The sequence below is a fragment of the Streptomyces sp. NPDC019531 genome (genome assembly GCF_044903305.1).
GTDB lineage: Bacteria > Actinomycetota > Actinomycetes > Streptomycetales > Streptomycetaceae > Streptomyces.
On sequence record NZ_JBJDQL010000026.1, the window covers coordinates 16,049 to 36,642 of the forward strand.

Below are 20,594 nucleotides of genomic sequence, written 5' to 3' on the forward strand. Positions count from 1 at the left end.
GACAGGGCAGCGCCACAGCGCCCGGCACACGACGCTCCTCCCCCGCCCCGTCCCTCAGTTGGTCCCGATCCTGGCCAGCAGGTCCACGATCCGCGACTGAACCTCCGCGCTGGTGGACCGCTCCGCGAGGAACAGCACGGTCTCCCCGGAAGCCAGCCGAGGCAGGTCCGCCTGATCCACGGCAGCCGTGTACACGACCAACGGCGTACGGTTCAGCTGCCCGTTCGCCCGCAGCCAGTCCACGATCCCGGCCCGCCGCTTGTGCACCTGCATCAGGTCCATCACGACGAGGTTGGGCCTGAGCTGCCCCGCGAGCGTCACCGCGTCCGCGTCACTCGCCGCGCGGGCGACCTGCATCCCCCGCCGCTCCAACGTCGCCGTCAGCGCCAGCGCGATCTCCGCGTGCTCCTCGATGAGCAGCACGCGCGGCGGGTGCTGCTCGCTGTCCCGAGGCGCCAGTGCCTTCAGCAGTACGGCGGGGTCGGCGCCGTACGCCGCTTCCCGAGAGGCCTGCCCGAGCCCGGCGGTCACCATGACCGGCACCTCGGCGGCGACCGCCGCAGTCCGCAGCGACTGCAGCGCGGTACGCGTGATCGGCCCGGTCAGCGGGTCCACGAACAGCGCGGCGGGGAAGGCGGCGATCTGCGCGTCGACCTCTTCCCGGGAGTGCACGATGACCGGCCGGTACCCGCGGTCGCTGAGCGCCTGCTGGGTCGTCACGTCCGGCGCGGGCCACACCAGCAGCCGCCGCGGGTTGTCCAGCGGCTCCGGGGGCAGCTCGTCGTCCATCGGCTGCGGCCGGGGGGTGTCCGGGATCTCGACGGCCCCACCGGGACCGTCCAGCGGCTCGGGCCCCTCGGCGGCGTTCTCGTCGGGCGCCCCTATGGCGTACGACCGTCCGGCCGCCTCGGTGGCGTGCGCGAGCCGCGACTGCCCGGCCAGCGAGGGCTGGGGCTGCGATGCCTGCGCCGGTACGGTCTGTCCGGCGGTCGGATGCGGACGAGCCGCCTGCTCCGGGGCCGCGGCGGCCACGGGCTCGGGCCGGGTGCCGAGCTTGCGCCGCCGCCCCGAACCGCTCGTCTGGTGCGGGGGAGGCGTGGCCGTCCCCGGCTGCTGCACCTGGACGGCCTGCCGGGTGAACGGAACACCCTGACCGAGAGTCCGCACGCTGATCGCCCGTCCCTGGGTCGAGTTCGGGTCGACGGGTGCGGAGGGTGCGGGAGGTGCGGGAGGTGCGGCGAGGGTGCCGTCGGCGGTCGCCGCGGCTTCGGCGGGCAGCGGCTGCGCGGCCCGGGCCTGCGCCGCCCCCGTGGGCAGGGGGGTGCCGGGCGGCGGGGTGGGCTGTCCGGCTTCAGGGGGCTGCGCGGGTTGGGCCGCGGGTTGGTTCGGGGTCTGGTTCGGGGGTACGGCGGTGGCGGCGCCGTCGGTGGCATCGTGGGCGTCGTGGGCGGTGGGCCACGGCTGGGGTGCCTCGGCGGGGAGGGGCTGGCCGGGGGCCGGTACGGCCTGCGCGGGGGTGAGTCCGGCCTGGGCCGGGACGCCACCCTGCCCGGGGACCGGCTGTCCCGGGGCGGGGGCCTGGACGGCCGGGGCCGGGGCGGGTGCGGTCTGCGGGACCAGGCCGACCTGTCCGGTCGCGTTCTGCACGGGGACGCCCGGGAACTGGCCCGGCGGCACCGCTGCGGGGACCTGCTGGGCAGGGGCCGTAGGAACTGCCGCGGGAACGGGTTGTCCCGGTGCGACCGGTTGGCCGCCGGGAGCGGCGGCGGGCTGTACCGGAACCTCCTGCGCGGGCGTACCCGCGGCTTCCGCCGGCTGCGCCACAGCCCGGCGTCGACGGCCGGTCGGCGCGGTGGTGGGGTGCGGCTGCGGCGGGGTGTGGTCGTCGGACTGGTCGTGCGGGACGGCGTCGTGCCGGCCGTCGTCGCCGTGACCGTGGCCGTCGGTAGGGACGGGCTGACCGGGAACGGGGACGGGGACGGCCTGGCCGGGGACCTGGACGAGCCCGTTGGCCGGGACGGGGGCGGAAGCCGACGCCTGCCCGGGCATCTGCGCTTGACCGGGGACCTGCGCCTGACCCGGCACCTGTCCCTGAACCTGGCCCGGAACCGGGCCCTGTGTCTGGGGCTGCACCTGCGCGGCTCCCGTCGCGGCCGTGCCGTCGGCCGGCCGGTCCGCCTCGGCGGGCGGGAGGGCGAACACCGAGCGGGGGGCCGCCTCCTGCGCGGCGGCGCGCTCCGACGCGGCGGCCAGCGCCCGCCGTCGGCGCCCGTCCTGCGGCGGTGTGCCGTCGCCGGGCGAACCCTGCCCGGCCACCTGAAGCTGGCCCTGGCCCTGTCCCTGGCCCTGGCCCGACTCGGCGGAGCCGCCCGCGGGCAACGCCGCCGGCAGCGCGTGCTGCTCTCCGCCGTCGCGCCGGGCCCGCCGCCCGGTGGGCGCGGGCACACCCTGCGGCGGCACGGTCCCGCCGAGCCCGGTCCCCACGGCCGCGGCCCCCGCGGCATGCTCGGCGGCGGTCATCACGGCACCCTCGGAGACGCCGGGCTCTCCGGGCTCTTCGGACTCCGTGAACTCTCCGGCCTCGGCGCCTTCGGCGGGCCGTCCGCGGCGCCGTCCGGTGCCGCCGGAGCCGTCCCCGTCGTCGACGGAGGCCTGCGCCGGCATGGACACGGCCTGTTCCTGCTCGGCTGCCGCCGCCCGACGCCTGCGCCGCCCGGTGGGTGCCACGGACTCGTCGTTCTCGGCCGGTACATCGCCGTCCAGGAAGGAGTCGGTGGAGGACCGTCGGGCCCGCCGCCGCCCGCCGCCCTCGGCGGGAGCGGCCGCCACGGGAGCGGCTGCCACGGGAGCGGCCTCCAGCGCGGCCGGTCCGGGAGCCGCGACGGCCCCCGCGCCACCGCCGATGGGCACTTCGAGGACGTACGCGTTGCCGCTCATGCCCGGCACCTCGTGCGTCTGCAGCACACCGCCGTGGGCGCGCACGATCCCGCGCACGATCGGTTCGTGCACCGGGTCTCCCCCGGCATACGGCCCGCGCACCTCGATGCGCACGCCCTCGCCGCGCTGCGCGGCCGCCACCACGACGGTGTTGTCCATGTAACCGCCCGCGGACACGGGCGAGTTCCCGGTCGCGTCGACGCCTGCGACGTCCGCGATGAGATGCGCGAGCGCGGTCGCGAGGCGCTGGGCGTCGACCTCGGCCTCGATGGGCGGCGCGTGCACGGCGAACTGGACGCGCCCGGGCCCGATGAGCTCGACCGCACCGTCCACACCGGCGGCGACCACGGCGTCCAGCATCACTTTCGTACGGGCGATGCTGTCGGTGCCCGCGTCGAGGAGCTGGTAGCCGAGGACGTTGTCGATGAGGTTGGTGATGCGGGAGTAGCCGGCCGAGAGATGGTGCAGGACCTGGTTGGCCTCGGGCCACAGCTGTCCGGCGTCGTCGGCAGCGAGCGCGGCCAGTTCACGGCGCAGCTCGTCGAGGGGCCCGCGCAACGAGCGTCCGAGCAGCGTCAGCAGCTGATCATGCCGACCGGCGAGGGCCTCGTAGCGGTCCTTCTCACGCTCCCCGAGAGCGGCGTACCGGTCCTCGCCCGCGGCGAGTTCCTCGTCGTGCCGCTCCTGGAGCTCCTCCAGCTCGGTGATGTGCTTCTGGCGCAGCGCGGTGAGTTCGGAGGCGTGCTCCTCCTCGATCCGCTCCAGTTCCTCGGCGTGGGCCTTCTCGGCGGCGGTCTTCTCCTCGGCGAGGGAGTCGTACGGCCGCCGGTCGGTGAAGGTGAGTACGGCGCCGACGAGCTGGTCGCCGTCGCGCACCGGCGCGGTCGTCAGGTCGACCGGGACCTTCTCGCCCTTCTTCGACCACAGCACCTGCCCGCGCACCCGGTGCTTGCGCCCGGAGCGCAGGGTGTCGGCGAGCGGGGACTCCTCGTACGGGAACGGGGTGCCGTCGGTGCGCGAGTGCAGGATGAGGTCGTGGAGCTCGCGTCCGCCGAGGTCGCTGGCCCGGTAACCCAGTATCTGAGCGGCGGCCGGGTTGACGAGGACGATCCGCCCGTCGGTGTCGGTGCCCACGACCCCCTCGGACGCGGCCCGCAGGATCATCTCGGTCTGCCGCTGCGAGCGCGCCAGCTCGGCCTCGGTGTCGACGGTCCCGGTCAGGTCCCGTACGACGAGCATGAGCAACTCGTCGCCGCTGTAGCCGTAACCGTCGTAGGCCTGCTGGCCGTTCTCCAGGTTCGCGCTGGTGACCTCGACGGGGAACTCGGTGCCGTCGGTCCTCCTCGCCACCATCCGGGTCGGCTTGGTCCGTCCGCGCGGGTCCATGTGGTCGGGCCGCCGCATGGACCCGGGGATGAGCCGTGAGTCGAACTCCGGCAGCAGATCGAGCAGCCCGCGCCCGACCAGAGCGGTGCCCGGCGCCTCGAACGCCTCCAGCGCGATGGTGTTGGCGTTGACGACGGTCCCATTGGCGTTGACCAGCACCAACGCGTCGGGAAGCGCGTCCAGTATGGCTGCGAGGCGAGCAGCGCCTCGGGATGGCCTGCTGCTCACGAGACGCTTCCTCCCTGTTACCGCACCTTGCCGACCGCTCGGGCCATCTTGCCAAGGGGCCCGCGACGTGTCACGCGAGGGAGTCTAAGCGCAGCCGTTGTGCGGGGGGTGCTGGATGAGAGGGAGGTCGCACGACGAAGTGAAGTAGAACGTGTGACCGCCTCTCGGGGGTTGGGTGTCCATGCTGGGGAGGAGCGGCACGAACCGGTCCCAGCGAGCGATGTCGCACCCGTCGCTCCGGTCGAACCAGGAGTCCACGGGTCGCCCGGCCCAGGTACCCGTGACATGGGCGGTGGCGGGGCCGCCGTAGAGCATCGTGCAGACGCTGCCCTCGGGGACGGGGGCGAAGGTGTCGCGCCCCCACCTGGTGTTCCGCTCCAGGGCCGCGCACGCTCCGCCGGGATCGGGATGGCTGCCGCGCGCGGGGTGACAGTCGACTTCGAAGGTCCCGTCGGCGCCGCTTCCCGTGTCGCGGACGGTGACGGTGAGGTGGTCGCCGTGGGCCGGGTGCGCGGAGGCGGGGGCCGGTGCGAGGGCGACGAGGAACAGCGGGAGCGGGCTCAACCGCGTGAGCCGGCGGAACCGGATGATGTGTGACATGCCCTGACTAACGCCGGACGGCGCCGTACGTTGCGCGGAAGCACTTTGCCCTGCGCCCCGCCTGCCTAGTACCGTGGGAGCCGATTGGTGGCACGACCTTCGGCTGTGTCATCATCTGCACGCACCACTCGCGCTCGCGCGGGCGGCTGTGCGGGAGGCGTCGCCTAGTCCGGTCTATGGCGCCGCACTGCTAATGCGGTTTGGGACTTAAATCCCATCGAGGGTTCAAATCCCTCCGCCTCCGCGCAAGATCACCGAAGCCCCGGTCCAGCGGACCGGGGCTTCGTCGTCCCATCGGCCATTCTCGGGGCCTTTCCACAGCTCACAAGGGCTACGGCAAACGGATTTCACATGCGACCGGCAGTCATGTAATGTTCTTCCTGTCGCCGCGAGCGGCCCGGTAGGGCAAGGATCGGCGAGAAAACAGAACAAGCACTCGTAGCTTAACGGATAGAGCATCTGACTACGGATCAGAAGGTTGCAGGTTCGAATCCTGCCGAGTGCACACAGGTCAAAGGCCCCGGATCTCTCCGGGGCCTTTGACGTTTCATAGGTGTACAGCAGCGAAGTACAGCAACCGCATCAGCCCGTACTGCCCATCGCGTCGGACAGCTTGCCGATCGCGGCGCGCACCTCTTCCTCGCTCGCTTCGGCGTAGACCTCCATCGTCATGGCGATCTGCGAGTGTCGAAGGATGCGTTGAGCAACCTTCGGGTGCACCTTGAGGGCGACCAGGAGCGAGCTGCATGTGTGCCGGGTGTTCCGGAGCGGGATGACGCGGAGTCCGGCGCGGCGAGCCCGAAGGGCAAACATGCGCGTCATGTTCCCTGGCTCGATCGGGGTGCCGTACTTCGTGGTGAAGATCAGGTCATGACTGCCCTGCCACAGTTCCCCGGCGGCTTTCCGGTCGCCGAGCTGCTGAGCCCGGCGCATCCGGAGTGCCTTGAGGCAGAGCGCGGGCAGGGGCAGGAAGTCGTCTGAGTCCTCGGTCTTGGTCTCGCGGTGCAGGATCTCGCGCCCGGCGCGCTGGATCTGGTGGTCGACGTACAGCTCACCGCGCTCGAAGTCGACGGACTTCCACGTCAGTCCCAAGACCTCACCGCGACGCAGGCCGAGGCAGAGCACCAGGACCCAGGCCGCGAACAGGTGGTCATCGCGGGCGGCGGCATCGGTGAGGAACTGCCCGGCTTCGGCGACGGACCACGGCTTGATCCGGCGACGTCGAGGCTTGGGCACCTTCACCAGGGAGGCCACGTTCTTGCTGATCTCTTCTTCGGTCACTGCGTGCGTCAGGGCAGCCCGCAGGGCATCGCGCGCGGCTTGGATCACGCGGCGGGACGGATACGACTCGCAGCACTCCCCGACATCGCAGCACTTCCGCCGAGCGGGCGCCCGCTTCTTGTCCTTGCCCTGTGCACAGCACTGGCAGACGGTCGCCAGCTTGGTCAGCCACTCGCGGACATCCCGGACCGTGAGCCGGTCGAGACGCTTCCCACCGAGGTACGGGGCGATGTAGAGGCGGACGGAACCCTCATACGAGACGTACGTCAGGGGCGCCAGATTCGGCTTGACGATCGAGTCGAGCCAGTACACGAGGAAGGCGTCCAGCGTCCGGTGGCGAGTGGCTACCGGCCCCTTCTTCGCCTCCGCATGGAGGTTGAGCCACTTCTCATGTACCTCTTCACGGGTCTTGCCGTAGGCGTACTTCCGCGCCCTCTTGCCGTCCGGCTTGGTCACCCAGACATAGGCCGCGTAGCCGTTCTTGTACGGGTAGATCGAGCCTTCACCGTTGCCGCGCTTGCCGCTCATGCCGACCACCCCTGTTCGGCTTCCTGTGCACGACGCTCGATGTACTCGTCTACGTAGCGGGGGAGGATGCGGCGGCTACGGCCGTCCTTTATAGAGCGGATCTCCCCGGTGAGGATCAGCATCTTGGTCTTGGAGAGGCTGTAGCCGAGCATTTCGGCGACCTCAGGGGTGGTGTACCACTTCCTTTCGATCACTGTGGTGGTCATGCGGCGGCTCCTTCCTGGTCGAGCAGGGCGGGTAGTTCCTCGCGTGCGATCTCGCGGTTGTGCTCGATGTCCCGGCGGATGTTGGCGGCGAGCCAGGATTCACCGGGCGTGTAGCCGTGTCCGGCGTAGGTCCAGTGGGCGAGGGTGAGCGTCGTTACCTCCGGGGTGTCATCGGGGTCGGGCAGGCCGAGGGCTTGGCGTTGCTGGGCGGCTCGGTAGTCGGCACGGACCTGCCGCAGGGCGCCGAGGGTGGTCGAGTACTGGCGGGACTTCGTGCTGAAGTGGCCGCGGAAGCCGAGCATGTGTGCCCAGTCGCGGAGCTTGCGGTCCGGGTAGAGGTCGTGGAGGTCGAGGCAGGCCGCGATGAGCCGGGCGGGGTGGTCGGGCACGTCGAGTAGCACGAGTGCCTCTTTGTTGCCGATGCGACGATCAACCGTGCCGGTCGTTTCGGCTGCCTTGGTGGCGTACTTGGCGACGTAGGAGGCAACGGCCGCTTCAGTGATCTCTTCGCCATGACCGAAGGCGCCGATCGGCTGGACATCGAGCTGTGTGCCCCAGCGCAGCGTGCGGGCCGGTTGCGTGATCGCCGGTTGCTTGGGATTCGGCTGATAGCGGGCCGGGGGCACGTCGACTGCGACGCGGGCCGCGGCGGCACGGATCGACTCAGTGAGGAGATCGAGGGTGGCCCAGGGCGGGGGCGGGGAGTCGGGCCCTTCGGGGCCGTCGAAGCGGATCACAGCATGGAAGTGCACGGCCCCGCGTTTCTGGTACTCGGCGACCTTGCCGAAGGAGATCCGGGACTGCTCGCGGGCAGCCTTCTGGGTGAGTCCGGCCCGGCGGGCGATCTCGCGGCGCAGGTAGATCGTGAAGTAGCGCCACAGGTCGGAGGCGTGGTTGTTCCACAGCACCGCGCCCGCGTAGTCGTAGGTGTCGGGGTTGAGGGGGGTGCCGAGTTCGGGGGTGTCCTCGCCGTGGCGGATGCCGCAGCGGCAGGGCCGGTTGCCGGGGCGGTTGTGGACCGGGCCGAAGGACGGGGCGGTGAGGGTGGCGAAGACGCGGGGGTGGTCGCGGACGGTGGGCGGGGTGCCTTTGGCGGGGTCGCCGATGAGTCCGGCGCGGATGAGGTGGTAGGTGTCTCCTGCGTAGGTCCAGGCGCAGGCCGGGCAGCGGGAGGCGCGCCGGTTGCCGCAGGCGATGCGGAGCATGCCGCCCGGCTCGTGCTCGGTCGTGTAGGCGTGGAGCACGGTCTTGGTGGCCGGGTCGATGGTCTTGGTTCCGCCCATGAGGCGGATCGGGTCGGAGCAGCCGCCGGTACGGCGGATCTGTTCTTGCCAGCGGTCGAAGTCAGGCCGACCGGCCACCCTCAGCACGTCGCCGAGGGTGGCCGCGTCCAGGCCCGCCAGGGTGGCGGTGTCGTTCATCGGCGACCGCCGCGGTGTGCGGGGCCGTGGTTGTCGGTGTAGTCCTGGACCAGGGCCTTGACGTCGGTGTCGCCGTTGGCGTGGTCCTCGGCGCCGCAGCCGCCGCACACGTAGTCGCCCTGGGAGCCGCTGTACTTGGTGGCGCCCTTGACGCGCAGGCCGGGGCTGTCCTCGGTCGGGGTGAGGCTGGCGGGGAGTTTGCGGAACATCCCGGTCACCTCCCAGCCCGGACGAGGGCGGCACGGTGGGTGTGGCCGGTGCCCTGGCAGGCGTGGCAGACGACGCGCAGCAGCACGCGGGAACCATCAGTGTGGCGGTCGCCGGTGGTGACCGAGACGACGGGGAAGCCGTCGCAGTTACGGCAGACCGGACGGTTGATGAGACGGACAGGCATGATGGACGGAGCCCTTTCGGATCAGTTGATCGGGAAGTGGTGAAGCCGTCCGGGGCGGCGGATACTTGGCGGTAGAGGCCGCCCCGGAGGGTGCTACTTGCGGTAGCGGCGCGAGGACCGGACGGGCCGGGCCCTGCGGACGGGGTGCTTGCGCGGCGAGCGGGAGCGCCGACGAGAGCCCGCGCGGGATAACTCCCGCTTCTTCGAGCTGCGGTTGATCGTGTAGCCGAGCCCGCCGGACGCGGACAGCACCGCAACGGCCGAGGCGGCAACGACCTGAGCGACGAACGCGATGACCAGGAGCACCACCACCGCGGCCGAGGCGATGACCAGGGTCAAGACGATGGGGCCCTTGTAGGAGCGCGGCGCCTCTTGCACGATCACGACCTTGCGGACGTCGGCACCGTGCGGGATCTGCCGGTACAGGTCGGCGGGGATGTGACCGGCGCGGAGCTGGTCCTCCGGTAACTGCATCGGACCCTCCCCTATCGGGTGGTGCAGTGGTGGGTGCGGGCGGCGAGTTCGGCGGCCGAGCGGTCGCGGTGCTCGGTGGAGAACCCGCAGTCGGGGGCGGTGCACGCGGCGGTGTGCCGGGTCTGGCCGCGGCCGTTGTTGAACGTGCCGACCCGGACGGGGCCGATGCGGATCACGTCGTAGAAGCGGTTCGGTCGCACGGTGGAACCTCCTTGTGGGTTAGGCGAGTTGGGCGGCGATTGCTCCGGCGAGGTCCTCCGGGATGCCGAGGCGGGCACGCAGTGTGGCCGTGTCGATGGCCGTGCCCGTGCGGGTGCGGTGTTCGGCGGCGACCTTCCGGGCGTGGTCAACCAGGGCCGGAGGCACCGCGGGTGCCGCTTCGGGCAAGGCGGGCGCAGGCTCCGCGGCGGTGACCGGCTCGGGGTCCGGTTCCGGCTCAGGAGCGGGAGTAGGTGCGGGGGCCGGGGCTGCGGGCGCCGGCGGGACCGGCACCCGGTCCCCGGCCGGAGCCGGAGTGGGGGTATGGGCGAGCAGGGTGCCACCGAGGAAGGCCAGCGCAGGCCATCCGGCGACGCCGAACCGCAGCCAGGCCGGAGGGTGTTGAAGGTCGAGGAACCCGGCGGTGGCGACGTTGGCGCCGAGCGAGGCGACCAGCGCGATCAGGAACCAGCACCAGGCCAGCCGGGACGGGCCATCGGCGCGGAGCCTGCGCCATGCCGCGACCAGGAGCAGATCAACGGAGATGGGGTAGGCCCAGGCCTTCCATCCGGTCTGTCCGGCCGCGGCAGCGAGGTCGTGCAGGTGGGCGAAGGACAGCGCACCGGCGATCACGGCCTGAACCAGGACGGCATCGAGGCGGATCGAGCGGGTCATGTCTTCACCTCCTTCGGGGAGTTGGGGCGGGGCGGGGCGGGGAGTGGTGTCCGGCCGCCCGGCCCCGGGCAGGGGTTCAGTCGTCGGCGGGGATCTCGCCGGAGCCCAGGCAGCCCAGGCAGATCCCGGTCTGCTGCCCGGCAACGCGCTGCTTGCGGCCGACGCGGACGGTGCGGGAGACCTCGCCGGTGCCCTTGCAGGGCTCACACGGCCGGGTCTTCGGCTTGCTGGTCTTGCGTGCCATGAGCGATCTCCGTTCCGGTTTTCGGCATGGCTCGGGTAGGGACCTGGCGCGAAGCGGTCACGCCGACCGTGGAACGAGGGGTGTTAGTCGCCGACCGGCTGAGCCGGTACCGGCGGGGGCACCGCGGGCATCGGCGGCATGGTGAGCTGCGCGACCGGGCGGAACGGGGCCAGGAACGGCAGCGCCGGGGCGAGGTGAGCGAACTCCCGGCACACCGCGGCGGCTTGCTCCGGGGTGGTCTCGGGGGTGCGGATGCGGGACCAGCCGCCGGAGGTGTCACCGGCCACCGCCACACCCGGGCGGTCGGGCGCGATCCCGGTCACCGCGGTTACTGCGTCGGGGGCGATGTCGCCGAGGCCCATTTCGGCGGTCTGTTTGTCGTTGACGCGGTGCACCACCCGGCCGGTGAGCTGGGCGCGCAGGGCGGTGGCGCCGCGGCCGAGGTCGGAGCCGAAGCGCTGCCCGCACACCTCCAGGAAGATCCCGACCGCACGGGCCATCTGCCCCAGACGAACGAGCTGCATGACCGTGCGATCGCGGGCCGGTTCGTCCTTCTTCGAGGTGACCAGGAACAATTCCGCGATCTCGTCAATGAGGACGATCAGCGGCACCGGCCGGACCTGATCCGGCAGTTCCCACAGATCGGAGACGCCGTAGAGGGCCAGCAGGTCGAAGCGCTCTTCCATCTCACCGATCAGCGCATCAATCAGCAGTCCGGCCCCTTCAGGGTTGGTGACCAGAGCGGACAGACGCGGGGCGTAGCGCCCTTGCTCGACACCGCGCTTGCAGTCGATTCCGATCAGCCCGACAGGCAGGCGGGCGAGGCCCTTGATCAGGTTGCGCTGGTACATCGACTTGCCGGACTGGTTGGCGCCCAGCGTGAGCGCCATGGGGACCTTGCGGTAGTCGCGCTCGTAGACCGTTCCGTCCTCCCGGAGCGCGACCGGGACGATCAGGTCACGGGGCTGGGCCTTGCGCGGCAGCCGCACCCGGTTCAGCACGTCGTAGCCGGTCATGCGCAGCTCGACATACCCAGGCTTGGTCTCCGCCACGGTGACCGAGCGAACGCCCCAGGCGTGGCGTAGGCGTTCGGTCGAGGCGGCCAGGTCGGCAGGCTCCAGACCGGCGGGCAGGCGCAGGGTGACGCGCAGTCCGGTCGAGGTCGGTCGGATGCGGCGGACCTTCGGCGGCACCGGCCGCACCTCCCCGCGGGCCACGTTGCGCCGGACGAAGGCACGGAAGCCGGACGGCTGCACCGTCAGCCCGCACACCTCCATCGTCGCGGAGTAGGTGCAGGTGAACCGGCCCCAAGTGACCGGCAGGCCCACCAGCGACCAGTACACGCGCGGCGCACGGTACTTGGCGTAGCCGATGCCACCGGCGCCAGCCGCTAAGCCCGCACCTTCGAGGTAGACGACCAGGTCGGTCATGGTCAGGCCCCCGCCGTGATCGCGACCGCGCGGAAGCTGATCCCGTGCCGCTTCTGGCCGTTGAACTCGTTCTCCCAGTCCCGCGCCTTCAGGCCCACGACCCGCACCGGCATGCCCGGCGCGAGGCCCTCGGGGAGGCCGGTCTCGGGAATGGCGACTTGGTAGAGGTTGCCCTCACCCTCGTCGGAGACCAGCAGGCCCACCGTGTGCAGCGGGGCGCGGGTGTCCTTGTCGATGGCGATCTCGCCGGTCTGCTTGTTGACCATCTTCGGTGTCGGCGCGGTCGCCACGAACACCACAGCGGTCGAAAGGTCGATCTTGAAGGACGGCATACGTCACTCCTAGGTCGTGGCACACCAGAGGTGTGCCAACTGGCTTGAGCCACTTACTGGCTTAAGCCAGTTGAGCACACGATGCCGCTCGGGTCAACAAGGTGGCTTGAGCCAGTTGCTAGACTCCGGTCATGACGTCCGCTCGCCCCTCGACCCCGCAGCCGCCTAGCAGGCGCATCGCCGAAGAACTCCGCCGTTTGATCGAGAGCGGGGAGCTTCGAAGCGGCGACAAGCTGCCGTCCGAGCGGGCCCTAGCCGAGAGGTACGGCGCCGCAAGAAACACCGCACGTGAGGCCATTCGGCTACTCGCTGAGCAGGGACTTGTGACTGCGAAGCACGGGAGTGGCGTCTACGTGCGGGAGCCGCAACGGCTGTTCCGGTTCGGCAGTGACCGCTACTCGCTCAAGAACCGTGAGACCGGGCTGACACCCTTCCGGCTGGAAGCAAAGCGCCAGGGCAAGGTGGCGCGGATCGAGGTCCCGTCTATCGCGCGCGAGATGCCGCCGACCGACGTTGCGGATCGCTTGAAGGTGCCCGCGGACGAAGAGAGCGTTGTCCATCGGGAGAACCACTACTTCGCGGATGACGTGCCAGTTCAGATCGTTTCCACGTACCTGCGATGGGACGAGGCTCAAGGAACGCTGCTCATGCAGCCAAAGACCGGGAAGGACGGCATCTACGGCCGTCTCGAAGAGCTTGGACACGTCATGACGCGCGTCCGCGACGAGATCAGCGCGAGGATGCCCACACCTGAAGAGGCCGCAACCCTCGACCTCCTGCCCGGGGTGCCAGTGCTGGAAGTCCTGCACACGAGCCTCGACCAAGACGGAGTGCCCTTCGAGGTCTCCAGGTACGTGCACCGAGCTGACCAGACCGGATTGCTCTACGAATTGCCAGTCGAGTAACGAGGAGCCTCAGGTGGAGTCCGTGATCGTCCGCCCGTTCGAGAATGATGATCTGGCCAGCGCCGCCGCTGCGTTGATCGACGTCCATTCCACCGACGGGTATCCGGTTGAAGGCGTTGCTCACCCTGAGGCGTGGCTACGTTCCGACGACGTGATCGCCGCATGGGTGGCGGAACTCGCCGGAGCCATCGTCGGACACGTGGCGATCATGCGACCTCACGGGGAGGACGCGGTCGCGGTGTGGACGCAGCAGAGCGGCGACAGCGCCAGCCGAGTCGGAGTGCTCGCCAGGCTGTTCGTCGTCAAGGCGGCCAGGAAGCATGCCGTGGGAGAACGCCTCATGCAGGCTGCCATGAGCTACGCAGCCGACCACGGGTTGAGGCTCGTCTTGGACGTGATGACCAAGGATGCCGCCGCCATGCGCCTCTACGAGCGTCTCGGTTGGCGCGAGATCGGCCGGGCGCCGCATCACTATGGCAATGGGCAGAGCATCGATGCCGTGTTGTACGTCGCCCCGCATGCCTGAGCTGTTACAGGTTTCTCTACCTCATCAAGCCCCGCCGTTCCGGCGGGGAGGGTGATCCCTGGGACCACGGCCCACATGATCCAACGAAGCCCAAGCCGTCGCGCACCTTGGAATAACAGGACTCGACAGCTCACCCACGGGACCTCAGCTCTCCCATGCTTCACGGACCCCCAGGGCTTCAGCCTCTATCCCCGGCGGTCACCGGCCTACGGCGCCATGGCCCCTGGGGCGGGGGGCTCTTGCCTTCGGCATCCGGTCGCGCTGGCCCTATCGGCTTCCGGTCGTCGCTGCGTTGATCACACCCCACCGGCCCGCACTGCGGGCCGCCGCGGGCTCGGGGCTCGGGGCTTCGCTCCTGCCTCCGGCCCGCGCCGCCCCGGCCCCGGCCCCGCGGCCCCATAGTTGCCACGGGGTGATCACGCTTCACGCTCTGATCCCGCCTATGGGCCGATGCACCGGACCGATCCTGATTCCCCTCCCTTGACCCACAACCGCCAGGCCCGATCCTGGGGGAAGACGGCACTTGCCCACAGGCCCGCACGCCAGGTGCGGCCACGGGCCCAACGGACGCTTTGTGCTCCACAAGCAGGTGCGCGACGGCTTGGGCTTCGTTGGATCATGCGGGCCGTGGTCGGGGGGATCGTGGGTGGCTGGGGTGATCGACTCCGTGACTTTAGGCAGCCACTTTGGGGGGAGCCTCGAAGATCATGGCCCCAACGTCGTGCTTTAACGGGCAGGTCCACAGACTGCCCGACGCGCCGGAAGCTTACGGGGCCATGATCACTCCCCCCAAAGCAGCTCCAGCCCAAAGTCACTCCATCGATCACGTGGGCGGGCTCAGGTCTCTTCTTCGACCCAGGCGCAGCGGAACGGTCCTGCTGCTCCGGCGCCGAAAATGATGGTCTCCGTCCCTCCCTCTCCCAACGTGGCGATGGACACGGGGTGGCCTGCGAAACTCTCCAGGGCATCGGCCGCTGCCCTCCAAAGGGCGTCTTGCGCTCCTTCAGGAACTGGCCCGAAGGCGGGGGAGTTGCCATGCATGATCGCGCCTTGGCCCATGCGCAAGACTGCGCGCCATTCGGTGCCTATGAGGACTTCTAGACGTGCGTTCATACTCGTCAGCATCCGCCGACACAGCCTGTCCCGCACGTCGTCGAGTGTCGGCCTCATGTACGGGGCGGCAAGCGGCCAGCCTTCCGATCAGCCAAGTAGAGCTGTATTGGATCTCCACCCTTCATGCCCACGAGCATCAGGTAATAGAGATCGAGCTCCCGGACGCATCGAGCGCACACCCAGCCGTACACCGGCTTCTCGCTTCGACAGCCAGCGCCGCAGCGCTCACAGCCACCCTTCGGTTTGACCTTGACGTCCCCAGCCATGGGTCAGAGTCTGGATGGCAGCACCGCCGCCGACAAGAGCGCCCCTCGGCCGAGGGTGTTGCGGTACAGCAGCGAAGTACAGCAACCACAGCAACCGATCATGGCCTACAGTCACCCTGGGGGACCGAACGGCGGCCTGTATGACCGCTGTTGACTGATCTCTGTATAGCTACGGATCAGAAGGTTGCAGGTTCGAATCCTGCCGAGTGCACACAGGTCGAGGGCCCCGGAGAGATCCGGGGTCTTCTGCGTTAGAGGGGCGTACGGCAGTGGAGTTGCGGCAGCGGGTTCAGGACGGGCCCGCTGCACCCGTTCGGTGAACGTCGGGTCGGCGGGCGATGGTCGTGTCGGTCAGGGGAAGTCGAAGGACGAAACAGGCTCCCGATCCCGTCGGCTGTATCGCGAGGTCGATCCAGCCCCCGTGTCGCACGGCCAGGTCGCGGGCTATGGCGAGGCCGAGGCCCGTGCCGCCGCCCACGCGGGCCCGGGACTCGTCCAGGCGGGTGAAGCGCTCGAAGATCCGCTCGCTCTCGGAGGCCGGAACGCCCGGCCCGTCGTCCCGGACGGTGCACAGAACCGACGGGGGCCTGGCCGTGTCCTGGGCGACCGTCAGCAGCACGTGGCCGTCCGCGTGGCGTACCGCGTTGTCGAGCAGGTTCCGCACGATTCGTTCGAGGTCGCCCGGCGCGGCGAACACCGACGTGGCGCCCGGTGCGTCGACGAAGAGGTCCACCTTGGGGGAGGCGCCGGCGCGCTCCGCGTACTCCTCGGCGAGCAGGCCTGCCAGCGCGGCCAGGTCGACGGGTTCGGAGGGGGGCGCGGGAGCCCCGGCGTCCAGACGGGCCAGCAGAAGGAGTTCCTCCGTGAGGTCGCTCAGGCGTCGGGACTGACGGCTGGCCGCGGCCACCACGGAGGGCCAGTCGGCCCGGTCGGGGTAGGCGCTCGCCACCTCCAGGCCGGCGAGCAACGTGGCGAGCGGGCTGCGCAGTTCGTGCGCGGCGTCCGCCACGAACCTGCGTTGCGCGCGGGCCGCCTCGTCCAGCCGTTCCAGCGTGGCGTTGATCGTCAGTGCCAGTTCCTGCACCTCGTCCCCGGTGTCGGGGACCTCCACCCGTTCGCGCGGATCGGTGGCGGTCACCGACGCCGTGCGCGCTCTGATCGCCTCGACGGGACGCAGCGCCCGGCGCGTGGCGAGCCAGGCCACGCACGCCACCAGCAGGGTCGCGGTGGGCACCCCCGCCATCAGTTGGTGGTCGAGCGAGGCCACGGCCTGCTCGGCGTCGTCCGGGACGATCAGGATGTACACGCGGGCCCGTGCGTCGGCGGCCAGAGTGTGGCCCTGTGTCTGACCGCGCATGGCGGTGGCGGGCACCGTCCCGTCCACGGTGGTGAGGGTCCGGCCGGACAGGGCATGGGCGGCCGGGTCGGTCACCACCGGGAACCGGAACCGGCGCTCTGTGTACAGGGGCATGCTCCCGCCTCTGCCAGGACCCGGCAGAAAGGCCCGGCCACCCCGCTCGAAGGGGGCCAGCTCGGGACTGGACGTCAGGAGCTCGCCGTCGTCGGCGACGATCTCGTACGGCGCTCCCCAGGGGCCGCCGACGGATCCGCCGTCGGTGGCCCCGAGCATGGTGTTGACCTGTTCCCGGGCCACCGACGAGGTGGCGCGCAGCCTCTCCTCGTACAACTGATGTCGCATCAGCAGTGCCCCTCCGCTGAAGAGCACGGCCGCCGCGCAACCCGCGGCGAGCGCCGAACGGGCCCGCACCGAACGGGGGAGCGGCAGGGGGAACCGGGGCAGGAGCCCGCGCGTCCGTATGCGCCACCGGCCGCCGGCCCGCACCTCAGGCACGGGGACCGGCCGGCAGATCACTGCCCCCGGGGGCGAAGAACTCCCCGGCGGTGTCGTCACCGGCCCGTTCCCGGTCGTCGACCAGCCGGTATCCCACCCCGCGCACCGTCAGCAGGGAGCGCCGCCCGAAGTGGGTGTCGATCTTGCGGCGCAGCGCGCTGACCCGGACCTCGACCAGGTTGGTCTCCTCCACGTCGTCCGGCCAGGCGTGGTGGAGGATCTCGGTCTTGGTGACCGCCTCGCCCGGACGGCGGGCCAGTACCTCGGCGACCGCGAACTCCCGGGGCGTGAGCGGTACCGCGACGCCGGCCCTTCGGCAGGTCCTGGCCGCCACGTCGAGCACCAGGTCGCCCACCGCCAGCAGCGGGGAGGCCGGTCCGCGCGCCCTGCGCATCAGCGCCCTCAGACGCGCGACCAGGACCAGGTAGGTGAACGGCTTGGTGACGTAGTCGTCCGCGCCGGTGTCGAGGGCCTCGGCCTGGTCCCAGTCGCCGTCCTTCGCCGTGAGGATCAGCACCGGCGTGGTGATGCCCTCGCGGCGCAGCTGGGCGCAGACCCGGTAGCCGTTGAGCAGCGGCAGCATGAGGTCCAGCAGGATCGCGGCGTAGTCACCGGTCCGCGCCTTCCACAGCCCCTCCCGGCCGTCGTGGGCCACGTCGACGCGATACCCCTCGGCGGTCAGGCCGAGCCGCAGCGTCTCCGCGAGCTCCTGCTCGTCCTCCACCACCAGAATCCTCACCTCGCCAGCCTCGCACAGCGCCCGGGGCGGCTTCCTGACCCGATCGTCAGGTTCGGTCAGGACCGGGTCAGCGGCCTTCCGGCACGGTGTCCGGGCCCAGCTCAAGCGGCAACCGCCGTACGAGGAGCTCGGCGTACGAGAGGCGTCCCTGTGCCGAACGACTCGACCACCCTGCCTCGCGGGAAGGCCGCCGGGCCCGTCGCCGTCCGGCCCCTGCCGGACCGGGTGGGCCGGGCGGGGTGGGGGGCGGCACTGTCCATGGCCCTGCTGCTCTTCACGGCGTACACGGCCCTCTCCGTTCGGCTGCACCAGCGGATGCTGACGACCGGCTACGACCTGGGGATCTTCGAGCAGGCGGTACGGTCCTACGCGCATGGCCACCTGCCCGTGGCCGAGCTCAAAGGGCCGGACTTCCCCCTCCTCGGCGACCACTTCTCGCCCGTACTCGCGCTGCTGGCACCGGTGTACCGGATGTTCCCGACGCCGGTGACGCTGCTGGTGGCGCAGGCGGCGCTGCTCGCGGGCGCGGCGATACCGCTCACCCGGTGGGCCGAAGAGGTGCGCGGGCGGGGTGCGGCACTCGTCGTCGGCTTCGGGTACGGCACCTCCTGGGGCGTCGCGGAAACGGTCGGATTCGACTTCCACGAGGTGTGCTTCGCGGTACCGCTGCTGGCGTTCTCCCTCACGGCGCTGGGACGGGGCAGGCCCCGCGCGGCGGCCCTGTGGGCGCTTCCCCTGCTGCTCGTGAAGGAGGACCTCGGGCTGACGGCGGCCGTGGTGGGCCTGCTGATCGCACGCGGCACCGCTCACCGCCGGACCGGCATCGCCGTGTCCGCGGCCGGAGTGCTCGGTTCCGCCCTGGAGACGCTGGTCGTCATACCGGCGTTCAGCCCCGGCGGCACGTTCACGTACACCTCCAGCGTGCCCGGCGCCGACGCCACGGCGCAGAGCACCGGAGACCTCCTGCTCCACTACACCGTGGGCCTGATCACCCCCGACGCCAAGGCGGGGACCCTTCTCGCGCTGTTGGCGGTGACCGGGTTCCTGGCGCTGCGCTCCCCTCTGCTGTGGGCCGCCGTGCCGACCCTGCTGTGGCGGTTCGCGTCCGACAACTCGGCCTACTGGGGAACGGGTTACCACTACAGCGCGGTTCTGATGCCGATCATGTTCGCGGGCTTCGTCGACGCGCTGAGCCGTCCCGGACCGGTGCGCCACGCGCTGGCCGCGAGCGCCGCCGTCACGGTGATCCTGCTGCCCCAGCACCCGCTGTGGCAGCTGACACAGCCGGCCACCTGGCGCACCGAGCCCCGTCTCGCGACGGCCGGGCGACTGATGGACCGCATCCCCGACGGCGCCACCGTGGCCGCCTCCAACCGCCTGGTGCCCCACCTGACATCACGCACCGAGGTCACCGTGCTCGGCTTCCAGGGCAGTCGCCGCGACCCGCAGTGGATCATCGACGACACCGGGCAGCCGCAGGGTTGGCCCCTCTCGCCCGAACAGGAACGCGGCCTGCTGGCCGACGCCCGGGCGCACGGCTACCGGACCGTCGCCGAGGAGGACGGATACGTCCTTCTGCAACGGGTGCCGTGACACCTGCCGACCGGTCCCGGGACGGACGAGAGGCCCCGGAGTTGGTTCTCCGGGGCCTCTCGCGGTGGGAGTTGAGGACGGGCACGACCTCATACGGCGCTCACGGCCAGGCTGTGGAAGGCCTGGGTGGTGTGCGGGTGGGCGATCTCGTCGAGCAGGTGGCGCCAGTCGGGGTCGGCCATGGTGGGGTGGGCCTGGTCCCAGGCGGTGAGGAGCGGGGTCAGCTCGTTCTCGGGGGCGCACTCGGTCGAGGGAGACGGCAGCGAGGTCAGCAGCGGGCTCATGGGAGTTCCTTCCGGAGGAGGGTCGGGGCCGGGGCCGGGACCGGGGGTTCGAGGTTCCCGATGGCTTCTACGATGCCGCCGATCCCGGGAGGGCGACATGTGGCCGGCCGCCCGATCCGGGGTGGGGACAGCTGTACTCCCAGGGGGTCGCCAGCTGGTGTGGCCGCGGTGTCGTACCCCTCTGGGATGGTGGTCGTCGTGGGCGAACCGGTGGAGCGGGTGGACGAGGACGATCGGGTCATCGGGGTGGTGGACCGGGCGGAGGCCATCGAGAGGCGGCGGCCCGTGAACTCGCCGAGGAACTGGGGGTGTTCGGGGTGGCGCCGGTGCGGTTCGGCTTCAATTTCCTGTTGCCGCGGGGAGATCAGCCGTGGCGACGGCTACAGCCTCGGTAGCGCCTCCCACCGTCGAGGTGCCCGGCCGCGGTCGAGCCAGAAGACGTACCCCCGCAGGTACTCCTCCAGCCCGTCGTCGAGGTGGGCCACGAAGTCCCGGTGGCCACGGGCCGCGTCGAGGTAGTGGTCGCGGTAGCGGCCGGAGCCCCTCGCGCCCCAGTCGGCCGAGATGTCCAGGGCCCACTCGCGCACCCGCGCCCGCTCCCGCCACCAGGTGCGGACCGTCTCGGGGGTCCAGTGGTCGTCGCCGTCCCAGCCGTATCCGCTGTACGGCTCCATCGACGCCGCCGAGACCAGGTCACCGGTCTCCGCCTCGTTCACGGGCTGGCGGAAGACGAACTCCGACCCGAAACCGTCGCCCAGATCGTCGTCGTAGGAGATGTGACGCGGTGCGTCCAGGCGGCCCAGCATCATCGAGTCGGTGGCGGCGCCGTAGAAGGGGCCGGGGACGTTGCGCCAGTTGCGCTCCGCCCAGAATCCGGTGAAGACCTCGGTCGCCGGGTCCGAGGCGGCGACCAGGCGGCGGGCCGTGGGCAGGGGGTTCCAATAGCCGCGCACGATGGCTCCTCCTCGGGTGCTGACTCACC

Annotated in this window: 19 protein-coding genes, 2 tRNA genes and 1 pseudogene; 5 read left to right on the forward strand and 17 right to left on the reverse strand. The window is 70.9% G+C overall.

Annotated features, from left to right (window positions below):
- Positions 1 to 54: 54 nt before the first annotated feature.
- Together ACI2L1_RS26830 and ACI2L1_RS26835 are read right to left on the reverse strand one after the other, a co-directional pair.
- Positions 55 to 4,551 carry a PAS domain-containing protein gene (locus ACI2L1_RS26830; RefSeq protein WP_404741925.1) on the reverse strand — a complete coding sequence of 1,499 codons (4,497 nt, stop codon included), beginning with the start codon at positions 4,549 to 4,551 and terminating at the stop codon, positions 55 to 57.
- A gap of 180 nt (positions 4,552 to 4,731) precedes the next feature.
- Positions 4,732 to 5,151, reverse strand: a pseudogene (locus tag ACI2L1_RS26835) (SSI family serine proteinase inhibitor); the annotation flags it as partial.
- A gap of 153 nt (positions 5,152 to 5,304) precedes the next feature.
- Between ACI2L1_RS26835 and ACI2L1_RS26840 the strand changes: the two are divergent.
- Both ACI2L1_RS26840 and ACI2L1_RS26845 read left to right on the forward strand, forming a co-directional pair.
- Positions 5,305 to 5,395, forward strand: a tRNA-Ser gene (locus tag ACI2L1_RS26840).
- A 188-nt stretch (positions 5,396 to 5,583) separates the two neighbouring features.
- Positions 5,584 to 5,656: transfer RNA gene (locus ACI2L1_RS26845), tRNA-Arg, on the forward strand.
- A 77-nt stretch (positions 5,657 to 5,733) separates the two neighbouring features.
- On the opposite strand, the gene xerC is transcribed toward ACI2L1_RS26845, so the two are convergent.
- From xerC to ACI2L1_RS26900, 11 genes are all read right to left on the reverse strand, one after another.
- Positions 5,734 to 6,969, reverse strand: coding sequence for a tyrosine recombinase XerC (gene xerC / locus ACI2L1_RS26850; RefSeq protein WP_404741926.1), 1,236 nt, complete (start codon positions 6,967 to 6,969; stop codon positions 5,734 to 5,736).
- Entirely contained in the window at positions 6,957 to 7,166 is a 210-nt protein-coding gene (locus ACI2L1_RS26855) for a helix-turn-helix domain-containing protein (RefSeq protein WP_404741927.1), read from the reverse strand. The genes xerC and ACI2L1_RS26855 overlap by 13 nt, the downstream gene beginning before the upstream one ends.
- The gene (gene repSA / locus ACI2L1_RS26860; protein WP_404741928.1) at positions 7,163 to 8,587 is read right to left on the reverse strand and encodes a replication initiator protein RepSA; all 1,425 of its coding nucleotides are present in this window, start codon (positions 8,585 to 8,587) and stop codon (positions 7,163 to 7,165) included. Before repSA ends, ACI2L1_RS26855 begins: the two co-directional genes overlap by 4 nt.
- Positions 8,584 to 8,796, reverse strand: a complete 213-nt coding sequence (locus ACI2L1_RS26865; RefSeq protein WP_404741929.1) for a hypothetical protein — start codon at positions 8,794 to 8,796, stop codon at positions 8,584 to 8,586. The genes repSA and ACI2L1_RS26865 overlap by 4 nt, the downstream gene beginning before the upstream one ends.
- 5 nt (positions 8,797 to 8,801) lie before the next feature.
- On the reverse strand, positions 8,802 to 8,981 hold the full coding sequence (locus ACI2L1_RS26870) for a hypothetical protein (RefSeq protein ID WP_404741930.1): 180 nt from the start codon (positions 8,979 to 8,981) through the stop codon (positions 8,802 to 8,804).
- A gap of 93 nt (positions 8,982 to 9,074) precedes the next feature.
- Positions 9,075 to 9,455, reverse strand: coding sequence for a hypothetical protein (locus ACI2L1_RS26875; protein WP_404741931.1), 381 nt, complete (start codon positions 9,453 to 9,455; stop codon positions 9,075 to 9,077).
- 11 nt (positions 9,456 to 9,466) lie between these two features.
- Positions 9,467 to 9,655, reverse strand: coding sequence for a mobile element transfer protein (locus tag ACI2L1_RS26880; protein WP_404741932.1), 189 nt, complete (start codon positions 9,653 to 9,655; stop codon positions 9,467 to 9,469).
- Positions 9,656 to 9,674: 19 nt separating this feature from the next.
- Positions 9,675 to 10,328 (reverse strand): DUF2637 domain-containing protein, encoded by a 654-nt coding sequence (locus tag ACI2L1_RS26885; RefSeq protein WP_404741933.1) that lies wholly within the window; start codon positions 10,326 to 10,328, stop codon positions 9,675 to 9,677.
- Between the two features lie 76 nt (positions 10,329 to 10,404).
- Positions 10,405 to 10,572, reverse strand: a complete 168-nt coding sequence (locus tag ACI2L1_RS26890; RefSeq protein ID WP_404741934.1) for a hypothetical protein — start codon at positions 10,570 to 10,572, stop codon at positions 10,405 to 10,407.
- Between the two features lie 83 nt (positions 10,573 to 10,655).
- A complete protein-coding gene (locus ACI2L1_RS26895; RefSeq protein WP_404741935.1) occupies positions 10,656 to 12,002 on the reverse strand; it encodes an FtsK/SpoIIIE domain-containing protein in 1,347 nt (448 codons plus the stop codon).
- A gap of 2 nt (positions 12,003 to 12,004) precedes the next feature.
- Entirely contained in the window at positions 12,005 to 12,334 is a 330-nt protein-coding gene (locus tag ACI2L1_RS26900; RefSeq protein WP_404741936.1) for a hypothetical protein, read from the reverse strand.
- A gap of 131 nt (positions 12,335 to 12,465) precedes the next feature.
- Here ACI2L1_RS26900 and ACI2L1_RS26905 point away from each other — a divergent pair, with 131 nt between their 5' ends.
- Together ACI2L1_RS26905 and ACI2L1_RS26910 are read left to right on the forward strand one after the other, a co-directional pair.
- Entirely contained in the window at positions 12,466 to 13,239 is a 774-nt protein-coding gene (locus ACI2L1_RS26905) for a GntR family transcriptional regulator (protein WP_404741937.1), read from the forward strand.
- 13 nt (positions 13,240 to 13,252) lie between these two features.
- Positions 13,253 to 13,765: a GNAT family N-acetyltransferase gene (locus ACI2L1_RS26910; protein ID WP_404741938.1), complete on the forward strand. Its 513-nt coding sequence runs from the start codon at positions 13,253 to 13,255 to the stop codon at positions 13,763 to 13,765.
- 1,668 nt (positions 13,766 to 15,433) lie between these two features.
- Here ACI2L1_RS26910 and ACI2L1_RS26915 read toward each other — a convergent pair.
- On the reverse strand, positions 15,434 to 16,843 hold the full coding sequence (locus ACI2L1_RS26915; protein ID WP_404741939.1) for a sensor histidine kinase: 1,410 nt from the start codon (positions 16,841 to 16,843) through the stop codon (positions 15,434 to 15,436).
- 145 nt (positions 16,844 to 16,988) lie between these two features.
- Positions 16,989 to 17,735 (reverse strand): response regulator transcription factor, encoded by a 747-nt coding sequence (locus ACI2L1_RS26920; protein WP_404741940.1) that lies wholly within the window; start codon positions 17,733 to 17,735, stop codon positions 16,989 to 16,991.
- Positions 17,736 to 17,885: 150 nt separating this feature from the next.
- Here ACI2L1_RS26920 and ACI2L1_RS26925 point away from each other — a divergent pair, with 150 nt between their 5' ends.
- A complete protein-coding gene (locus ACI2L1_RS26925) occupies positions 17,886 to 19,328 on the forward strand; it encodes a DUF2079 domain-containing protein (protein ID WP_404741941.1) in 1,443 nt (480 codons plus the stop codon).
- A gap of 89 nt (positions 19,329 to 19,417) precedes the next feature.
- On the opposite strand, the gene ACI2L1_RS26930 is transcribed toward ACI2L1_RS26925, so the two are convergent.
- Complete coding sequence (locus tag ACI2L1_RS26930) at positions 19,418 to 19,612, reverse strand: hypothetical protein (RefSeq protein ID WP_404741942.1); 195 nt, start codon at positions 19,610 to 19,612, stop codon at positions 19,418 to 19,420.
- 380 nt (positions 19,613 to 19,992) lie between these two features.
- Positions 19,993 to 20,565 (reverse strand): ferredoxin, encoded by a 573-nt coding sequence (locus tag ACI2L1_RS26935; protein WP_404741943.1) that lies wholly within the window; start codon positions 20,563 to 20,565, stop codon positions 19,993 to 19,995.
- Positions 20,566 to 20,594: the final 29 nt, after the last annotated feature.

Coding starts and splice junctions, on each gene's coding strand:
- ACI2L1_RS26855 (WP_404741927.1), bottom strand. CDS start 7,166: ATGACCACCACAGTGATCGAAAGGAAGTGGTACACCACCCCTGAGGTC.
- repSA (WP_404741928.1), bottom strand. CDS start 8,587: ATGAACGACACCGCCACCCTGGCGGGCCTGGACGCGGCCACCCTCGGC.
- ACI2L1_RS26865 (WP_404741929.1), bottom strand. CDS start 8,796: ATGTTCCGCAAACTCCCCGCCAGCCTCACCCCGACCGAGGACAGCCCC.
- ACI2L1_RS26870 (WP_404741930.1), bottom strand. CDS start 8,981: ATGCCTGTCCGTCTCATCAACCGTCCGGTCTGCCGTAACTGCGACGGC.
- ACI2L1_RS26875 (WP_404741931.1), bottom strand. CDS start 9,455: ATGCAGTTACCGGAGGACCAGCTCCGCGCCGGTCACATCCCCGCCGAC.
- ACI2L1_RS26885 (WP_404741933.1), bottom strand. CDS start 10,328: ATGACCCGCTCGATCCGCCTCGATGCCGTCCTGGTTCAGGCCGTGATC.
- ACI2L1_RS26890 (WP_404741934.1), bottom strand. CDS start 10,572: ATGGCACGCAAGACCAGCAAGCCGAAGACCCGGCCGTGTGAGCCCTGC.
- ACI2L1_RS26895 (WP_404741935.1), bottom strand. CDS start 12,002: ATGACCGACCTGGTCGTCTACCTCGAAGGTGCGGGCTTAGCGGCTGGC.
- ACI2L1_RS26900 (WP_404741936.1), bottom strand. CDS start 12,334: ATGCCGTCCTTCAAGATCGACCTTTCGACCGCTGTGGTGTTCGTGGCG.
- ACI2L1_RS26905 (WP_404741937.1), top strand. CDS start 12,466: ATGACGTCCGCTCGCCCCTCGACCCCGCAGCCGCCTAGCAGGCGCATC.
- ACI2L1_RS26915 (WP_404741939.1), bottom strand. CDS start 16,843: ATGCGACATCAGTTGTACGAGGAGAGGCTGCGCGCCACCTCGTCGGTG.
- ACI2L1_RS26930 (WP_404741942.1), bottom strand. CDS start 19,612: ATGAGCCCGCTGCTGACCTCGCTGCCGTCTCCCTCGACCGAGTGCGCC.